Genomic DNA, 17,827 nt, shown 5'->3' on the forward strand with positions numbered 1-17,827 from the left:
TGGTGAGACTGCCGGCGAGGACGAGGGTACGGGGTGGGATGACCGACTGGGCGGCCTGGACGGGCGGGCGGGGGCGGGTGCTCGCCGGGGCTGCGGTGGTCACCGCCCTCCTGCTGTCGTTCCACGGGGCGGTGCCCAACCGTGTGGGCGGGCTGGGGAGTCTGCTGGAGTCCTTCCTGCCGTGGCTCGGCGCGGTCGTCGCGGTGCTGTTCGTCCTGGCGGTGGTGCGCCGCTCGGCGTTCGCCCTGGTGGCCCTGTTGCTGCCGGCGGCCGCCTGGACGTACCACTTCGGCGGGCTGTTCCTGCCCGCGCCGGACCCCGGCGCCCACGACCTGGTCGTGGTCCAGCACAACGTCAGCGACGAGAACACCGACCCCGCCGGCACGGCCCGCGCCCTGGCCCGCGCCGAGCCCGACCTCGTCGCGCTGGAGGAGCTGGTGCCGCCGGCACGGGAGGTGTACGCGGAGACCCTCGCCGCCGACTATCCGTACCGGGTGGTCCGGGGCACCGTGGGGCTCTGGTCGAAGTATCCGCTCTCCGGCTCCCGTCCCCTCGACATCAAGCCGCGCGGCATCGAGGAGGAGTGGCAGCGCGGGCTGCGGACCGTGGCGCACACCCCGCGCGGCGACGTGGCCGTCCATGTCGCGCACCTGCCGTCGGTGCGGGTGGGGGCGAGCGGGCTCGCGTCGTCGTGGCGGGACGAGAGCGCCGGTCTGCTGGGCGACGCCCTGGCCGCGGAGGAGCAGGGCAGGGTGGTGCTGCTGGGCGACCTCAACGGCACGGTGGACGACCGGGCGCTGGATCCCCTGACCACCCAACTGAACGTGGCCGAGCGGGGCCTCGCCCTCAGCTTTCCGGCCGGCCTTCCGCTGGCCCGGATCGATCAGGTGATGGCCCGCGCCGGGACCGTCGGCGCCCTCCGCACCCTGCCCGCCACCGGCAGCGATCACCTTCCGGTGCTGGCCCGCGTCATCTGGCACTGAAGCAAGCCGCTTGCGGTGTTTGCGTTAGCCTTTCGTCTGTGACGCGACGACTTGCTCAGGTGGCGAAGAAGGTTGGGGTCAGCGAGGCCACGGTCAGCCGGGTGCTCAATGGCAAGCCGGGGGTTTCCGAGGCGACCCGGCAGTCCGTGCTGAGCGCGCTGGACGTGCTGGGCTACGAGCGGCCCACTCAGCTGCGGGGCGAGCGCGCCCGCCTGGTCGGGCTGGTCCTGCCCGAGTTGCAGAACCCCATCTTCCCCGCGTTCGCCGAGGTCATCGGCGGCGCGCTGGCCCAGCAGGGACTCACGCCGGTGCTGTGCACCCAGACCAAGGGCGGCGTCTCCGAGGCCGACTACGTCGAGCTGCTGCTGCAACAGCAGGTCTCCGGGGTGGTCTTCGCGGGCGGGCTGTTCGCGCAGGCGGACGCCCCGCACGACCACTACCGGCTGCTGGCCGAGCGCAACATCCCCGTGGTGCTGATCAACGCGTCGATCGAGAACCTCGACTTCCCGTGCATCGCCTGTGACGACGCGGTGGCCGTCGAGCAGTCCTGGCGGCACCTGACATCCCTCGGACACGAGCGCATCGGGCTCGTGCTCGGGCCTTCCGACCACATCCCCTCCCGCCGCAAGCTGGCCGCCGCCCAGGAGGCCGCCCGGGCCGCGAACGCGGAACTGCCCGACGAGTTCGTGGAGCGGGCCATGTTCTCCCTGGAAGGCGGCCAGGCAGCCGCCACCCGCCTCCTGGACCGCGGCGTCACCGGCATCATCTGCGCCAGCGACCCCCTCGCCCTCGGCGCCGTCCGCGCCGCACGCCGCCGCGGACACCACGTCCCCCACGACGTCTCCGTCGTCGGCTACGACGACAGCGCCTTCATGACCTGCACCGAACCACCCCTCACCACCGTCCGCCAACCCATCGAAGCCATGGGACGCGCCGCCGTCGACCTCCTCTGCGCACAAATCCAGGGCACCGAAGTCCCCCACGGCGAGCTGCTCTTCGAACCCGAACTCGTCGTCCGCGGCTCCACGGCACAGCCGGCCGCCGGCTAGCAGAGTCCTCCTCGCACCACCCCTTTCACCGCAAGTTCCTTGCGGGAAATGACAGCGGCTTGCGGCTACTCGACACGTCCCGTGAAAGCCGCTGATCCGAGGCATGCCCAGACGCCTGCCCGGCCCTCAGCAACCCCACCGTGCCCTGCCGTACGGCGACTTCACGCTGTCCGTCCTGTAGACGACTCAACATTTCTCTGCAACTCTGCGATCGCTCAACGTAAATGGCAGAGAACATTCGCGTGTCTACCTGATGTGGGGACAGATGAGAAACCGGAACTGGAGATCACGTGCCCTGTGCACGGTGGTCGCGACCAGTCTCCTGGCGCTGGGAGGACCACTGCTGTCGGCCACGGCAGTCGGCGGTCCCGACATCGCCGTGGGAGACGCCACGGCGGCGAGCAGTTCGCACGCCGAGTACGGCGCCGCCAACATCACCGACGGCAACCAGAGTTCGTACTGGCAGAGCGCCGGCAGCAGCCTGCCCCAGTGGGTCCAGACCGACCTCGGCGCCACCGAGCGCATCGACGAGGTGGTGCTGAGACTGCCCGCCGGCTGGGAGAGCCGCAGGCAGACCCTCTCCGTGCAGGGCAGTGCCGACGGCACGGGGTTCAGCACCCTCAAGACGTCCGCCACCTACGCCTTCGACCCGGGCGCGGGCAACACGGTCACCGTGTCCTTCCCCGCCACGCAGACCCGGTTCGTGCGGGTGAACATCACCGCCAACACCGGCTGGCAGGCGGCCCAGCTCTCCGAGCTGGAGGTGCACGCGGCCGGGGAGTCGTCGATCAACCTCGCCGCCGGCCGGCGACTGACGGCGAGCAGTTCCACGGGCGAGTACACCCCGGGCAACGGCAACGACGGCAACAAGGCGACCTACTGGGAGAGCGCCAACAACGCCCTGCCGCAGTGGCTCCAGGCCGACCTCGGCTCTTCGCGCCGGGTCGACCGTGTCGTCCTGCGGCTGCCGGACGGGTGGCCGAACCGCAGCCAGACGCTGAAGATCCAGGCCAGTGAGAACGGCTCGGACTTCACCGACCTGACCGCGGCCAGGGCCTACGCCTTCGACGCGGCGGGCGGTCAGTCGGCCACGATCACCTTCGACGCGGCCACCGCGCGCTACGTCCGGGTCCTGGTGACGGCCAACACCGGTCAGCCCGCCGCGCAGGTCTCCGAGCTGGAGGTCTACGGTCCCGAGACCGGCGACACACAGGCCCCCACCACCCCCGCCGGCCTGGCGTTCACCGAGCCGGCCACCGGGCAGATCAGACTCACCTGGAACGAGTCCTCGGACGACACGGCCGTCACGGGGTACGACGTCTACGCCAATGGCGAGCTGCTGACCTCGGTCGCGGGTGACGTCACCACCTACACGGACACCAGGCCGGCCGGCACGACGGTCACCTACTACGTGCGCGCCCGGGACGCGGCCGGCAACCAGTCCGGCAACAGCAACACGGTCACCCGCCGGGCCGACACCGGCGACACACAGGCACCCACCGCGCCCGCGAACCTGGCCCTGACCGAGCCGACCGCCGGGCAGATCAAGCTGACCTGGACCCCCTCGACCGACGACAAGGGCGTCACCGGGTACGACGTCTACGCCAACAACCAGCTCCGCAAGAGCGTCGGCGGCGACGTCACCACCTACACCGACACCCAGCCGGCGTCGGCGAACGTCACCTACTTCGTGCGGGCCGAGGACGCGGCCGGCAACCAGTCGGGCGACAGCAACTCCGTGACCCGCACCGGCACCGGCGGCGGCGGTTCGAACCTGGCCGTCGGCAAACCGATCAGCGCCTCGTCCCACATCCACACCTATGTCGCCGAGAACGCCAACGACAACAGCACGTCGACCTACTGGGAGGGCGCGGCGGGCAGCTACCCGAACACGCTGACCCTGAAGCTGGGCGCGAACGCGGACGTCGACCGTGTCGTCCTCAAGCTCAACCCGGACAACAGCTGGTCGAAGCGCACCCAGAACATCCAGGTGCTCGGCCGGGACCAGGACGCGTCCGGCTTCACCTCCCTGGTGGACGCGAAGGACTACGTCTTCGACCCGGCGAGCGGCGGCAACAGCGTGTCCATACCCGTCGGTGAGCGGGCCGCCGACGTCCAGCTGAGGTTCACCGCCAACAGCGGGGCGACGGCCGGGCAGGTCGCCGAGTTCCAGGTCGTCGGCACCCCGGCGCCCAACCCGGACCTCGAGGTGACGAAGCTGACCACGTCCCCGGACTCCCCCGTCGAGTCGGACGAGATCACGGTGGCCGCGACGGTCCGCAACAGTGGCGCGGCCGACGCCCCCGCCGGCCGGGTCGCCGTCCGGCTGGGCGACACCAAGGTCGCCACCGCCGACGTCCCCGCCCTCGCGGCGGGTGCGCAGACCACCGTCAGCGCGTCCGTCGGAGCCCGCGACGCCGGTTCGTACGAACTGAGCGCGGTCGCCGACGAGGCGAACGAGATCATCGAGCAGAACGAGACCAACAACACCTACACCCGGCCCGACCCGCTGGTCGTCAAGCCGGTGCAGAGCTCTGACCTGGTCGCCGCCGCCGTCACCACCTCGCCGTCCAGTCCGGCCGCCGGTGACGACGTGACCTTCGAGGTCGCGCTGAAGAACCAGGGAACCCAGGACTCGGCGGACGGCAGCCACGCGGTGACGCTCGCCCTGCTCGACGCCAAGGGCGACACGGTCAAGACCCTCACCGGCGCGTACTCCGGCGTCATCGCCGCGGGCAGGACCGCCCCCGCCGTGAACCTCGGCACCTGGAAGGCGGCCAACGGCTCGTACTCCCTCAAGGTCACGGTCGCCGACGACGCGAACGAGCTGCCGGTCAAGCGGGAGAACAACACCTCCACGCAGCCGCTGTTCGTGGGGCGCGGCGCGAACATGCCGTACGACATGTACGAGGCGGAGGACGGCACGGTCGGCGGCGGCGCCACCGTGGTCGGGCCCAACCGCACCATCGGCGACATCGCGGGCGAGGCGTCCGGCCGCAGGGCCGTCCACCTGGACAGGACCGGCGAGTACGTCGAGTTCACCACGAAAGCGGACACCAACACCCTGGTGACCCGCTTCTCGATCCCGGACGCGCCGGGCGGCGGCGGCATCGACGCCACGCTGAACGTGTACGTCGACGGCGTCATGAAGAAGGCGCTGCCGCTGACGTCGAAGTACGCCTGGCTGTACGGCGCCGAGGCCTCGCCGGGCAACTCCCCGGGCGCGGGCGCCCCGCGGCACATCTACGACGAGGCGCACCTCATGCTGGGCGAGACCGTCCCGGCGGGCAGCAGGATCCGGCTCCAGAAGGACGCGGCGAACACCTCCGACTACGCGATCGACTTCGTCAACCTGGAGCAGGTCTCCGCGGTGCCGAACCCCGACCCGGCGGCGTACGCGGTGCCGGCCGGGTTCTCGCACCAGGACGTGCAGAACGCGCTCGACAAGGTCCGCATGGACACCTCGGGCAAGCTGGTCGGTGTGTACCTGCCGCCCGGCGACTACCAGACGTCGAGCAAGTTCCAGGTGTACGGCAAGGCGGTGAAGGTGGTCGGCGCCGGTCCGTGGTTCACCCAGTTCCACGCGCCGACGACGCAGGACAACACCGACATCGGGTTCCGTGCCGAGGCGAGCGCGAAGGGCTCGACGTTCGCGAACTTCGCCTACTTCGGCAACTACACGTCCCGCATCGACGGGCCGGGCAAGGTGTTCGACTTCTCCAACACCTCGGACATCGTGATCGACAACATCTGGAACGAGCACATGGTGTGCCTGTACTGGGGCGCCAACACCGACCGGACGACGATCAGGAACTCCCGGATCCGCAACATGTTCGCCGACGGCATCAACATGACCAACGGCTCGACGGACAACCTGGTGTCCAACAACGACGCCCGGGCGACCGGTGACGACAGCTTCGCGCTCTTCTCGGCAATCGACGCGGGCGGCGCGGACATGAAGAACAACCTGTACGAGAACCTCACGACGACGCTGACCTGGCGTGCCGCGGGTCTGGCCGTCTACGGCGGTTACAACAACACCTTCCGGAACATCCACATCGCGGACACCCTGGTCTACTCGGGCATCACGATCAGCTCGCTGGACTTCGGTTACCCGATGAACGGCTTCGGCACCGATCCGACGACCTTCGAGAACGTGTCGATCGTCCGGGCCGGCGGGCACTTCTGGGGCGGGCAAACCTTCCCCGGCATCTGGGTCTTCTCGGCGTCCAAGGTGTTCCAGGGGATCAGGGTGAACAACGTCGACATCGTCGACCCGACCTACAGCGGCATCATGTTCCAGACGAACTACGTGGGAGGTCAGCCGCAGTACCCGATCAAGGACACGGTCTTCACCGATGTCTCCGTCACGGGCGCGCACAAGAGCGGTGACGCGTTCGACGCCAAGTCCGGCTTCGGCCTGTGGGCCAACGAGATGCCCGAGAGCGGGCAGGGACCGGCGGTCGGCGAGGTCACCTTCAACGGGCTGAAGCTCAGTGACAACGCCGTGGACATCCGGGACACGACGTCCACCTTCAAGATCATTCGCAATCCGTAGTCTCGCAGGACACTGACTGGCGCAAGTCTCTTGCGGAGACTTGCGCTAGTCTTGCGTTCGTGACGCGACGACTTGCTCAGGTGGCGAAGAAGGTTGGGGTCAGCGAGGCCACGGTCAGCCGGGTGCTCAACGGCAAACCGGGGGTCTCGGCGGCGACCCGGCAGTCCGTACTCAGCGCGCTGGACGTGCTCGGTTACGAGCGGCCCACCCAGCTGCGGGGCGAGCGCGCCCGACTGGTCGGGCTGGTCCTGCCCGAGCTGCAGAACCCCATCTTCCCCGCGTTCGCCGAGGTCATCGGCGGCGCGCTGGCCCAGCAGGGGCTGACCCCGGTGCTGTGCACCCAGACCAAGGGCGGCGTCTCCGAGGCCGACTACGTCGAGCTGCTCCTCCAGCAGCAGGTCTCCGGCGTCGTCTTCGCCGGCGGCGGCCTGTTCGCGCAGGCCGACGCCCCGCACGACCACTACCGGCTGCTGGCCGAGCGCAACATCCCCGTGGTGCTGGTCAACGCCTCCATAGCGGACCTCGGTTTCCCCTGCATCGCCTGCGACGACGCGGTGGCCGTGGGACAGTCCTGGCGGCATCTGGCGTCGTTGGGGCACGAGCGCATCGGGCTCGTGCTCGGCCCGTCCGACCACATCCCCTCCCGCCGCAAGCTGGCCGCAGCCCAGGAGGCCGCGGCGGCGGCCGGCGGCACCCTGCCCGACGGGTACGTGGAGCGGGCCATGTTCTCCCTGGAAGGCGGCCAGGCAGCCGCCACCCGCCTCCTGAACCGCGGCGTCACCGGCATCATCTGCGCCAGCGACCCCCTCGCCCTCGGCGCCGTCCGCGCCGCACGCCGCCGCGGCCACCACGTCCCCCACGACGTCTCCGTCGTCGGCTACGACGACAGCGCCTTCATGACCTGCACCGAACCACCCCTCACCACCGTCCGCCAACCCATCGAAGCCATGGGACGCGCCGCCGTCGACCTCCTCTGCGCACAAATCCAAGGCACCGAAGTCCCGCACAGCGAGCTGCTCTTCGAACCCGAACTCGTCGTCCGCGGCTCCACGGCACAGGTTTCCACCCGGTAGCGGAACCTCAACTTCTACGACCGTCTGTCAAACAATTACGAAATCAGCGCGAGATATTGCGTTCACTTGTTCACGGTGGTTGAGTGAGCGGCGCCCCACAACGCATCGGCGGTGGGGCGCCTTCCACGTTCATGCCCGAAGGGGACCACCCATGAGAAGTGCTCGGTTCCGCCGTACTCGCCGTGCCGGCGCCATCACGCTCGTCTCCGCTCTCACCCTGACCGCTCTCGCCGCCTGCGGCACGAGCAGCAGCGACGACGGCGGCGGTTCCGAAGGCGGCAGCGGGTCGTCCGACCCGGCTGCCCCGCTGGACCCGAAGACCAAGGTGACGATCACCATCGACTGCATGCCGCCGAAGGTGAAGGAGGCCGAACACAAGGAGTGGCAGGAGGACGTCAAGGAGTTCAACAAGACCTACCCCAACGTCACCATCGAGGGGCGGTCCACCCCGGGCCAGTGTCTGGAGCCGCCGCGCTTCACGGCCATGCTGAAGGCCAAGTCGCAGCCCGACGTCTTCTACACCTACTTCACCGACCTGCCCCAGGTGCTGGACAACGACGGCGCCGAGGACATCACGGCCTACGTCAACGACAGGACCGTCCCGGCCCTGAAGGACATCGACCCGAACGTCCTCGGCTCGCTGAAGCACGAGAACAAGCTCTACGGCCTGCCCACCAGCAACTACACGATGGGTCTGCTGATCAACCGCAAGCTCTTCGAGAAGGCCGGCCTCGACCCGGACACCCCGCCGCGCACCTGGGACGAGGTCCGCACCGCCGCCAAGAAGATCGCCGGCCTGGGCGACGGCATCGCCGGCTTCGGCGAGTACAGCGCGGGCAACACCGGCGGCTGGCACTTCACCGCCCAGATGTACAGCCGCGGCGCCGAAGTCGTGGACGAGAGCGGCAAGAAGGCGGCCTTCAACAACGAGGTGGGCAAGGAGGTCGCCGAGAACCTCCACGCCATGCGCTGGGAGGACGAGAGCATGGGCAAGACCCAGCTGCTCAAGTGGGGCGACCTCCAGAAGCAGATCGCCACCGACAAGCTCGGCATGTTCCTCGCGGCGCCGGACGACATCACGTACATGGTCCAGCAACTCGGCGCCGACTACGAGAACTTTGGCATGGGCCCGATACCGGGTGCGAAGAACACCCTCGCCGGCGGCAACAGCTACATGATCAAGAAGGGGATCTCCTCCGACAAGATCAAGGCGGCCGTCGCCTGGCTGAACTTCGAGAACCTGACCGTCGGCAAGGGGCAGTTCGACTGGGCCCGCAAGAAGAAGGACGACCTGCCGGTGGGGCTCCCGCAGCCCAACTTCTGGCTGAACGAGTCGAAGAAGAAGGACGACGCGGCCCGCCTCGAGCACGCCACCATGCCGGTCGAGAACTTCAAGTCGTTCATGGACAACCCGGTCCCGGGCCTGGCCGAGCCGCCGAAGGCGCAGGAGGTCTACAAGGTCCTGGACAACGTGATGTCCGGCCTCCTCACCAACGAGGACGCCGACGTCGACAAGCTGCTCTCCACCGCGGAGCAGCAGGTCGACCAGGTTCTGGCCACGCAGTGACCGGCTCCCTCGGGGGGCGGGCCGCACCGCCCCCCGGGGCCCATGAGACCAGCCCCAAGGAGCGACGATGTCGGCCCCCAGCCTGACCCCGAGCAAGGCGCCGAGCGCACGCCACGCCCAGCCGCCGGTGGACGGCGGCCCGCCCCAGCGCGGCGGGGCGTTCGCCAGGAGCCTGAAGCGCAACCTCACCGCGCACGGCTTCCTGATCGGAGCGGTCCTCTGCTTCGCGTTCTTCTCCTGGTACCCGATGGTCCGGGAGTTCTTCCTCGCCTTCCAGAAGACGGACCACGGCGAGGTCTCCTGGGTCGGCCTGGACAACCTGGAGACGGTCTTCAACGACCCGGCCTTCTGGCAGGCCTGGCGCAACACCGCGCTGTTCACCGTGCTGGCCCTGGTCCTCGGCTTCGCCGTGCCGTTCGTCGTCGCCATCGTCATCAACGAACTCAGGCACGGCAAGGGGTACTTGCGGCTGCTCGTCTACCTGCCGGTGATGCTGCCCCCGGTCGCCTCGGTGCTGCTGTTCAAGTACCTGTACGACCCCGGTTACGGGCTGCTCAACGAGGTGTTCGGCTTCTTCGGGCTGCCCGAGCAGCAGTGGCTGCAGGACCCCGGCCTCTCCATGCTCTCGGTGGTCATCGCGTCGACGTGGATGAACATGGGCGGCGCGGCCCTCATCTACCTGGCCGCGCTCCAGGGCATCCCCGGCGAGCTGTACGAGGCGGCGGAGCTGGACGGAGCCGGGCTGCTGCGCAAGATCTGGCACGTGACGATCCCGCAGACGCGGCTCATCCTGTCGCTGATGCTGCTGATGCAGATCATCGCCACCATGCAGGTCTTCGTGGAGCCCTTCCTGCTCACCGGCGGCGCCGGCCCCGAGGGCTCGACGACCACGGTCGTCTACCTCATCTACCAGTACGCCTTCAACTTCAACAACTACGGTGCCGCGGCGGCCCTCGGCCTGCTGCTCCTCGTACTGCTGGCCGGGTTCTCGGCGGCGTACGTGAAGCTCAGCCGCGCCGAGGACGAGTAGAGCCGGGGGAAACCACAGATGTCCACACGCACACTCGTCTCACCGGCCCAGCTCGCCCGCCCGCGCGGCAAGGCGCTGTACTGGGTGGTGTTCGGCCTCGTCGTCGCCCTGTTCACCGTGGTCTTCCTCGGCCCGATGTACTGGATGGTCTCCAGCGGATTCAAGAACACCCAGGAGGCCGTGCAGACCCCGCCGACGCTCTTCCCCGAGTCCTTCCAGCCCGACAACTACTCGCAGGCCTGGACCGTGATGGACCTGGCGAGCCTGTTGGGGAACACCCTGTTCTACGCGTTCGGAGCGCTCGCCTTCCAACTGGTGTTCGACGTGGCGGCGGCCTACTCGTTGTCCAAGCTCCGGCCGGTTCTCGGCAAGGCCATCCTCGGCCTGATGCTGGCCACGCTGATGATCCCGGCGACCGTGCTGGTCGTGCCGCAGTACCTGACGGTGCTCGACGTCCCGATCTTCGAGCGCAACCTGCTGAACACGCCGTGGGCGATCTGGCTGCCGTCGGTGACCAACGCCTTCAACATCTTCCTGCTGAAGCGGTTCTTCGACTCGATCCCCCGGGAGCTGCTCGACGCCGCCTCCATGGACGGCGCCTCTCCGATGCGCACGCTGTGGTCGATCGTGCTGCCGATCTCCCGGCCGATCCTCGGCGTGGTGTCCATCTTCGCGATCGTGGGCGTCTGGAAGGACTTCCTCTGGCCCATGCTGACCCTGCCGGACCCCGCCAAGCAGACCCTGAACGTCGGGATCTACTCCCTGTCCAACGGGGTGCCCATGAACGTGCTGATCGCCGCGCTCACCATGGCCTCCCTGCCGACGCTCGTCATCTTCCTGATCTTCCAGCGCAACATCATGAGCGGACTCACCGCCGGAGGACTCAAGGGCTGAGGACCAAGGGCCGAGGCGCTCGTCGCCTCCTCCCGCTCTCTCCCCGCCTCCCGGCAGCACGTCCCGTCAACCTTCGCCGCCGGCCCGTCCGACGCCCCGCTCCGTCCGGGCCGGCGGCGAAGATCCACCCTGCCCGAAAGGACCGTCACGTGGCAGCCCCCAACTCGCACCGCACCGACGACTGGTGGCGCGACGCCGTCATCTACCAGGTGTACCCCCGCAGTTTCGCCGACGGCGACGGCGACGGCACCGGTGACCTCGCGGGCGTGCGGGCGAGACTGCCCCACCTCGCCGAACTCGGCGTGGACGCCGTCTGGTTCACCCCCTGGTACGTCTCCCCGCTCGTCGACGGCGGCTACGACGTCGCCGACTACCGCACCATCGACCCGGCCTTCGGCACCCTGGGCGAGGCCGAGAAGCTGATCGCCGAGGCGCGGGAGCTGGGCATCCGCACCATCGTGGACATCGTCCCCAACCACGTCTCCGACCAGCACGCCTGGTTCCGGGCGGCGCTGGAGGCCGGGCCGGGCAGCGCGGAGCGGGAGCGGTTCCACTTCCGTCCCGGCCGCGGCGAGCACGGCGAGCTGCCGCCCAACGACTGGCCCTCGCAGTTCTCCGGCCGCACCTGGACCCGGGTCCCGGACGGCGAGTGGTACCTGCACCTGTTCACCCCGGAGCAGCCCGACCTGAACTGGGCCCACCCCGAGGTGCGCCGGGAGCACGAGGACGTGCTGCGCTTCTGGTTCGAGCGCGGGGTGGCGGGCGTACGCATCGACTCCGCGGCCCTGCTCGCGAAGGACCCGGCGCTCGCGGACTTCGTGGAGGGCGTCGATCCGCACCCGTACATCGACCAGGACGAGCTGCACGACATCTACCGTTCCTGGCGCAGGGTGGCCGACGCGTACGGGGGCGTCTTCGTCGGCGAGGTGTGGCTGCCCGACGCCGAGCGCTTCGCCCGCTATCTGCGCCCCGACGAGCTGCACACGGCGTTCAACTTCAACTTCCTGTCCTGTCCCTGGGAGGCGGACCGGCTGCGCCGCACCATCGACGACACCCTGGCCGAGCACGCCCCCGTCGGCGCCCCGGCCACCTGGGTGCTCTGCAACCACGACGTGACCCGCACGGTGACCCGGTACGGCCGCGAGGACACCGGCTTCGACTTCGCGAAGAAGGCCTTCGGCACCCCGACCGACCTGGCCCTGGGCACCCGGCGCGCGCGGGCCGCCGCGCTGCTGACGCTGGCCCTGCCCGGGTCCGTCTACCTGTACCAGGGCGAGGAGCTGGGCCTGCCCGAGGCCGACATCCCCCGCGAGCGGATCCAGGATCCGATGTACTTCCGTTCCGGGGGCGTCGACCCGGGGCGGGACGGGTGCCGCGTTCCCCTCCCCTGGGACGCCGACGCGCCGTACTGCGGGTTCGGCTCGGAGACCGAGCCCTGGCTGCCGCAGCCGGAGGGCTGGTCGGCGTACGCGGCAAACCGCCAGAGCGCGGACCCGGGATCGATGCTCTCGCTGTACCGCGAGGCCCTGCGCCTGCGGCGCTCCACCGAGGGGTTCGGCGACGGTCCGCTGGACTGGCTGCCCGCGCCGGACGGCGTTCTCGCCTTCCGGCGCGCGGGCGGCACCGTGTGCGTGGTCAACCTGTCCGCCGCGCCGGTCGAGCTGCCCGCGCACGGCGCCGTCCTGCTCGCCAGCGGGCCCCTGGACGGGGCCGGCCGGCTGCCGTCCGACACGGCGGTGTGGCTCGGCGCCTGAGCCACACCGGAACGGCACCTTCCGCGCGGAGCGGGCTCCGACGGGGGGTGCCGCCGTCGCCGGTCGTCCCGCGGCAGGGCAGAATCAGGACAGGAGGCCGTGGGAGGAGGCGGACGCGTGCGGGAACGACCGTGGCTGGGCGGGCTGCGCCGCCCTCCGAATCCCCTCGTGAGCGGGCAGCGGGCGGCGCGGGGCGCACTGCGGTCGGTGTCGGAGGCACTGGGCGCACGACGGCGGCTGGCCTGGCTGAACGCGGCGGACCTGAGCATCGGCACCACGCTCGACGTACGGCGGACGGCGGAGGAGCTGGCCGACTTCACCGTGCCGGAGCTGGCCGACGGCGCCGCGGTGGACCTCCTCGACTCGGTGCTGCGGTTCCAGGAGGGCGACCGGGCCGGCGGCGGGGACGCGCCCCGGCTCAGGGCCATGGCGGTGTCGGAGGTCGAGGGTCTGAACCTGGCGCCCGATCCCGTGGGCGAGCTGTCGGTGCACACCGCCGACCGCCTGGGGCAGCGGTGCCTCACCACCCGCCGGCCGGTGCTGGTGTCCCGGATGACGCGGGCGGACTTCGCGGTGATCGCGCCCTCGCGCGAGTCCTCGGACATCATGCGCCGGGCGGGTGTCCATTCCTACCTGGCGGTGCCGCTGATCGCGCGCGGGGTGCTGCTGGGGCTCGCCGACTTCGTCCGGGCCGGGCACCGGGCGCCGTTCAACCGGACCGACGTGGCGCTGGCCATGGAGCTGGCCTCCAAGGCCGCCGTGTACATCGACAACGCCCGGCTCTACGGGCGCGAGCGCGACCACGTGGTCACCCTCCAGCGCGCGCTGCTCCCCCGCTCCAGCCCGAGCACCCCGGGCCTGGACGTGTCCTCGTGCTACGACCCGGCCGCCGATCCGGCCGCCGTGGGCGGTGACTGGTTCGACGTGGTCGCGCTGCCCAGCGGCCGTACGGCGCTGATGGTGGGCGACGTGATGGGGCGCGGCCTGGCGGCCGCCGCGACCATGGGGCGGCTGCGCACGGTGGCCCGGACCCTGATGGCGCTGGACATCGCGCCCGAGCGGCTGCTGGCCCGGCTCGACCTGGCCGCCCGCGATCTGGAGGAGGACCAGGTCGCCACGTGTCTGTGCGCGGTCTACGACCCGTACGGCAGCACCTTCCGCATCGCCAGCGCCGGGCATCCGCCGCCGCTGCTGACCGGGCCCGACGGTGCCGTCTCGTTCCTGGAGGTGCCCGCGGGGGCGCCGCTGGGGACGGGGGTGATCCCGTACGACCCGGTCGAGCGGCAGGTGCCCGAGCGGAGCCGGCTGACGCTGTACACGGACGGGCTGGTCAGGTCGCGCACGGCCGACCTGGGCACGCAGTTGGAGCGGCTGCGCGAGACGGTCCGCGACGGGGTGCCCGAGGACGGCACCGAGTGCCGCGCGGTGGCCGAGCGGGTCGGCGGCGACCGGTCGGACGACGCGATCGTGCTGGCCGCCCTCGCCCGGCCGCTCGGCCCGGACTGCGACGTGTACGTACGGGCGCTGCCGCCGGACGGCAAGGCCGCCGGGCAGGCCCGTACGGCGGTGCGCGAGCAGTTGGAACGCTGGGGCCTGGAAGAACTCGTCGACACCACGGAGCTGGTGGTGAGCGAGCTGGTCGGCAACGCCCTGCGGTACGGCAACGCCCCCGGGGAGCTGCGGCTGCTGCGGCACGAGCGGCTGTCCGTGGAGGTCTCGGACTCGGGGCCCGACCTGCCGCAGATCCAGCACGCGGACGTGAGCGACGAGAGCGGGCGCGGTCTGCAGTTGATCAACATGATGTGCCGGCGCTGGGGCTCGTGCCGCACGCCCGGCGGGAAGGTCGTGTGGGCGGAGCAGGACCTGCCGGTGCGGGCCGGGACGCCCGGCCCGCAGTAGCGCCCCCGGGGGCCGCCTATGCGGCCTTCTCCAGGGGCGGGCGTTCGAACTGGGTGCGGTGCAGCTGTGCGTAGCGGCCGTCGGCCGTGAGGAGTTCCTCGTGGGTGCCTCTCTCCACGATGCGGCCGGCCTCGACCACCAGGATCCGGTCGGCCGCCCTGACGGTGGACAGCCGGTGCGCGATGACGACGGCCGTCCTGCCCTGCAGGGCCTCGGTGAGAGCCTCCTGGACGGCCGCCTCGGAGGTGTTGTCGAGGTGGGCGGTGGCCTCGTCGAGGATGACGACGCGCTGGCGGGCCAGCAGCAGCCGGGCGATGGTCATGCGCTGGCGTTCGCCGCCGGAGAGCCGGTAGCCGCGCTCGCCGACGACGGTGTCCAGCCCGTCCGGCAGGGACCGTACGAGGTCGGCCAGGCGGGCGCGGCGCAGCGCCTCCCACAGCTCGTCCTCGCCGGCGCCCGGCCGGGCGAGGAGCAGGTTGGCCCGGACCGTGTCGTGGAAGAGGTGGCCGTCCTGGGTGACCATGCCGACGGTGTCGCGCAGCGACCGGGCGCTCAGTTCACGCACGTCGACGCCGCCGACGCGGACGGTGCCGGCGTCGGTGTCGTACAGGCGCGGCAGGAGCTGGGCGATGGTGGACTTGCCGGCGCCGGACGAGCCGACGAGGGCGATCGTCTGGCCGGGTTCGGCGCGGAAGGAGAGGCCGTGCAGGACCTCTTCGCCGCCGCGGGTGTCCAGGGTGGCGACCTCTTCGAGGGAGGCGAGGGAGACCTTGTCGGCGGACGGGTAGCCGAAGCGGACGTCGTCGAACTCGACGGCCACGGGCCCGTCGGGGACCGGGCGGGCGTCGGGCTTCTCGTCGATGAGCGGGGCCAGGTCGAGGACCTCGAAGACCCGCTCGAAGCTGACGAGGGCGCTCATGACCTCCACGCGGGCCCCGGCGAGCGCGGTCAGCGGCGCGTACAGCCGGGTCAGCAGCAGGGCCAGGGCCACGACGGCGCCGGGGTCCAGGGTGCCGCGCAGGGCGAAGAAGCCGCCGAGGCCGTAGACGAGGGCGAGGGCGAGGGCGGAGACCAGGGTGAGCGCGGTGATGAAGGCGGCCTGGGCGGTGGCGGTGCGCACGCCGATGTCGGCGACGCGGCGGGCGCGGTCGGCGAACTCGGCGGACTCCTCCTCCGGGCGCCCGAACAGCTTGATCAGGGTGGCTCCGGGCGCCGAGAAGCGCTCGGTCATGCGGGTGCCCATGGCGGCGTTGAGGGCGGCGGCCTCGCGCTGCATCCGGGCCATGCGGCGGCCCATCCGCCGGGCGGGGAGCACGAACACCGGGAGCAGCACCAGCGCGAGCAGGGTGATCTGCCAGGACAGGGTCAGCATGACCGCGAGGGTGAGCAGCAGGGTGACCACGTTGCTGACGACGCCGGACAGGGTGTTGCTGAAGGCGCGTTGGGCGCCGATGACGTCGTTGTTGAGACGGGAGACGAGCGCTCCCGTACGAGTGCGTGTGAAGAACGCGACCGGCATGCGCTGCACATGATCGAACACGGCCGTGCGCAGATCGAGGATGAGTCCCTCCCCGAGCGTCGCCGAGAGCCTGCGGGAGAGGATGCCGAGCACCGCCTCGGCGACGGCGATGACCGCGATGAGCAGGGCGAGGCGCACGACCGTGCTCTCGTCGCCGTCCGACACGATCGCGTCGACGACCTTTCCGGCGAGGACGGGGGTGGCGACGGCGAGCAGTGCGGTCGCCACCCCGAGCAGCAGGAACCGGACGATGCGGCGGCGGTGCGGGCGGGCGAACGCGCCGATGCGGCGCAGCGTGGCGCGGGCGAAGGGGCGGCGCTCGTCTTTGGCGTGCATGACGCTGTACAGCTGCGTCCACGCCGTGGTCTCCATACTCATGCGGGTGACCGTAGAACCTCGACCAACCTTGAGGTCAAGGAGACACCTCCCCCGGTCCGTAAATCCTTGTCCGCGCGTCGGCCATCCGTAGTTGGCGCGGCTGGGGGAATGTCTTGTGGTGTGACGACAGCGGTTCGAGTCTCCGAGAAGCCACTGCTGCACCGCGTCCCGGTCCGCCGGGTGCTGTGTGTGCTTCCGCTGCTCCTGGTGGGCGTGGTGGCCGTGCGGCACCGGTCCGTGCTGGCCGAGGGGTTCGGCCATCTCGCCACGGCCCGCTGGCCCTGGCTGCTGGCGGCGGCCGGGGCGACCTGTCTGACCTGGGTGGCCGCCGCCTGCACCCGGCAGGGCGCGGTGGTGGAGCGGCTGCCCCGGCGGCGGCTGCTGGCCACGCAGTTCGCGGCGGGCGCGGCCAACCACCTGCTGCCGACCGGGCTGGGCGCGAGCGCGGTGAACCTGCGGTTCATGACGGTGTGCGGGCTGCCGCTGGCCCGTTCCTCGGCCGCGCTCGCGCTGTATCTGCTGGCGGAGAGCGTCGGCCGCCTCGCCCTGCTGGGCGCCCTGCTGATCGCGTTCCCCGGTGCGCTGCGGCTCGGGGCGCTGCTGCCCGACGCGGCCGTGGGGCCGCTGCTGGCCGTCGCGGGCGCGGTCCCGGTCGTGGCGGCGGTGGCGCTGGCGCTGCTGCCCCGGCTGCGCGGGGCACTGGCCTCCTTCCTGCGGACGGCGCTGGGCGAGGCCCGGTCGGTTCACGCCCGCCCGGCACGGGCGCTGGCGCTGTGGGGCGGCGCGCTGGCCTTCCCCGCGTTGCAGGCGTCGGTGCTGGTGCTGGTGGGGCGGGCGCTGGGTCTCGACGTGCCGGCCGGACACATGGCGGTGGCGTATCTGGCGGCGACGGTGGCGGTGGCACTGGTGCCCACGCCGGGCGGCATCGGCTCGGTCGAGGCGGCGCTGGTCGTGGCGCTGGTGGCGGCGGGCGGCCCGGCGGCCGTGGCCACGGCGGTGGTGCTGGCGTTCCGGCTGCTGACGGTGTGGCTGCCGCTGCTGCCGGGGGCGCTGACGCTGGCGGCGCTGGTGCGGATGCGGGTGATCTGAGGGTCCCGAGACGGCCTGGACGCCGGGAGGCCGG

The 17,827-nt window shown here is 71.0% G+C and carries 11 protein-coding genes; 10 read left to right on the forward strand and 1 reads right to left on the reverse strand.

The window, feature by feature from the left end:
• Positions 1-38: 38 nt before the first annotated feature.
• The 9 genes from D1J63_RS03995 to D1J63_RS04035 all read left to right on the forward strand — a co-directional run bounded on the left by D1J63_RS03995 (position 39) and on the right by D1J63_RS04035 (position 14,807).
• Positions 39-983 carry an endonuclease/exonuclease/phosphatase family protein gene (locus D1J63_RS03995; RefSeq protein WP_164712708.1) on the forward strand — a complete coding sequence of 315 codons (945 nt, stop codon included), beginning with the start codon at positions 39-41 and terminating at the stop codon, positions 981-983.
• A gap of 38 nt (positions 984-1,021) precedes the next feature.
• A complete protein-coding gene (locus D1J63_RS04000; RefSeq protein ID WP_125627748.1) occupies positions 1,022-2,032 on the forward strand; it encodes a LacI family DNA-binding transcriptional regulator in 1,011 nt (336 codons plus the stop codon).
• A gap of 265 nt (positions 2,033-2,297) precedes the next feature.
• Positions 2,298-6,590, forward strand: a complete 4,293-nt coding sequence (locus tag D1J63_RS04005) for a discoidin domain-containing protein (protein ID WP_164712709.1) — start codon at positions 2,298-2,300, stop codon at positions 6,588-6,590.
• A gap of 59 nt (positions 6,591-6,649) precedes the next feature.
• On the forward strand, positions 6,650-7,663 hold the full coding sequence (locus tag D1J63_RS04010; protein WP_125627750.1) for a LacI family DNA-binding transcriptional regulator: 1,014 nt from the start codon (positions 6,650-6,652) through the stop codon (positions 7,661-7,663).
• Between the two features lie 151 nt (positions 7,664-7,814).
• Positions 7,815-9,230 carry an extracellular solute-binding protein gene (locus D1J63_RS04015; protein ID WP_125627751.1) on the forward strand — a complete coding sequence of 472 codons (1,416 nt, stop codon included), beginning with the start codon at positions 7,815-7,817 and terminating at the stop codon, positions 9,228-9,230.
• Between the two features lie 67 nt (positions 9,231-9,297).
• Entirely contained in the window at positions 9,298-10,260 is a 963-nt protein-coding gene (locus D1J63_RS04020) for a sugar ABC transporter permease (protein WP_125627752.1), read from the forward strand.
• Positions 10,261-10,278: 18 nt separating this feature from the next.
• Entirely contained in the window at positions 10,279-11,154 is an 876-nt protein-coding gene (locus D1J63_RS04025; RefSeq protein ID WP_102932459.1) for a carbohydrate ABC transporter permease, read from the forward strand.
• Positions 11,155-11,303: 149 nt separating this feature from the next.
• Positions 11,304-12,908 (forward strand): glycoside hydrolase family 13 protein, encoded by a 1,605-nt coding sequence (locus tag D1J63_RS04030; protein ID WP_125627753.1) that lies wholly within the window; start codon positions 11,304-11,306, stop codon positions 12,906-12,908.
• Positions 12,909-13,025: 117 nt separating this feature from the next.
• Positions 13,026-14,807: a SpoIIE family protein phosphatase gene (locus D1J63_RS04035; RefSeq protein WP_125627754.1), complete on the forward strand. Its 1,782-nt coding sequence runs from the start codon at positions 13,026-13,028 to the stop codon at positions 14,805-14,807.
• Positions 14,808-14,823: 16 nt separating this feature from the next.
• Here D1J63_RS04035 and D1J63_RS04040 read toward each other — a convergent pair whose 3' ends face one another.
• Entirely contained in the window at positions 14,824-16,698 is a 1,875-nt protein-coding gene (locus tag D1J63_RS04040; protein WP_125635179.1) for an ABC transporter ATP-binding protein, read from the reverse strand.
• Positions 16,699-16,893: 195 nt separating this feature from the next.
• On the opposite strand from D1J63_RS04040, the gene D1J63_RS04045 reads away from it, so the two are divergent.
• Positions 16,894-17,793, forward strand: a complete 900-nt coding sequence (locus tag D1J63_RS04045) for a lysylphosphatidylglycerol synthase domain-containing protein (RefSeq protein WP_125635181.1) — start codon at positions 16,894-16,896, stop codon at positions 17,791-17,793.
• Positions 17,794-17,827: the final 34 nt, after the last annotated feature.

Source organism: Streptomyces sp. KPB2, assembly GCF_003950055.1.
GTDB classification, from domain to species: Bacteria; Actinomycetota; Actinomycetes; order Streptomycetales; family Streptomycetaceae; genus Streptomyces; species Streptomyces salinarius.

What these genes read in the sequence shown, in the direction of transcription:
- D1J63_RS03995 (WP_164712708.1), top strand. Translation starts at nt 39, where the DNA reads ATGACCGACTGGGCGGCCTGGACGGGCGGGCGGGGGCGGGTGCTCGCC.
- D1J63_RS04005 (WP_164712709.1), top strand. Translation starts at nt 2,298, where the DNA reads ATGAGAAACCGGAACTGGAGATCACGTGCCCTGTGCACGGTGGTCGCG.
- D1J63_RS04015 (WP_125627751.1), top strand. Translation starts at nt 7,815, where the DNA reads ATGAGAAGTGCTCGGTTCCGCCGTACTCGCCGTGCCGGCGCCATCACG.
- D1J63_RS04020 (WP_125627752.1), top strand. Translation starts at nt 9,298, where the DNA reads ATGTCGGCCCCCAGCCTGACCCCGAGCAAGGCGCCGAGCGCACGCCAC.
- D1J63_RS04025 (WP_102932459.1), top strand. Translation starts at nt 10,279, where the DNA reads ATGTCCACACGCACACTCGTCTCACCGGCCCAGCTCGCCCGCCCGCGC.
- D1J63_RS04040 (WP_125635179.1), bottom strand. Translation starts at nt 16,698, where the DNA reads ATGGAGACCACGGCGTGGACGCAGCTGTACAGCGTCATGCACGCCAAA.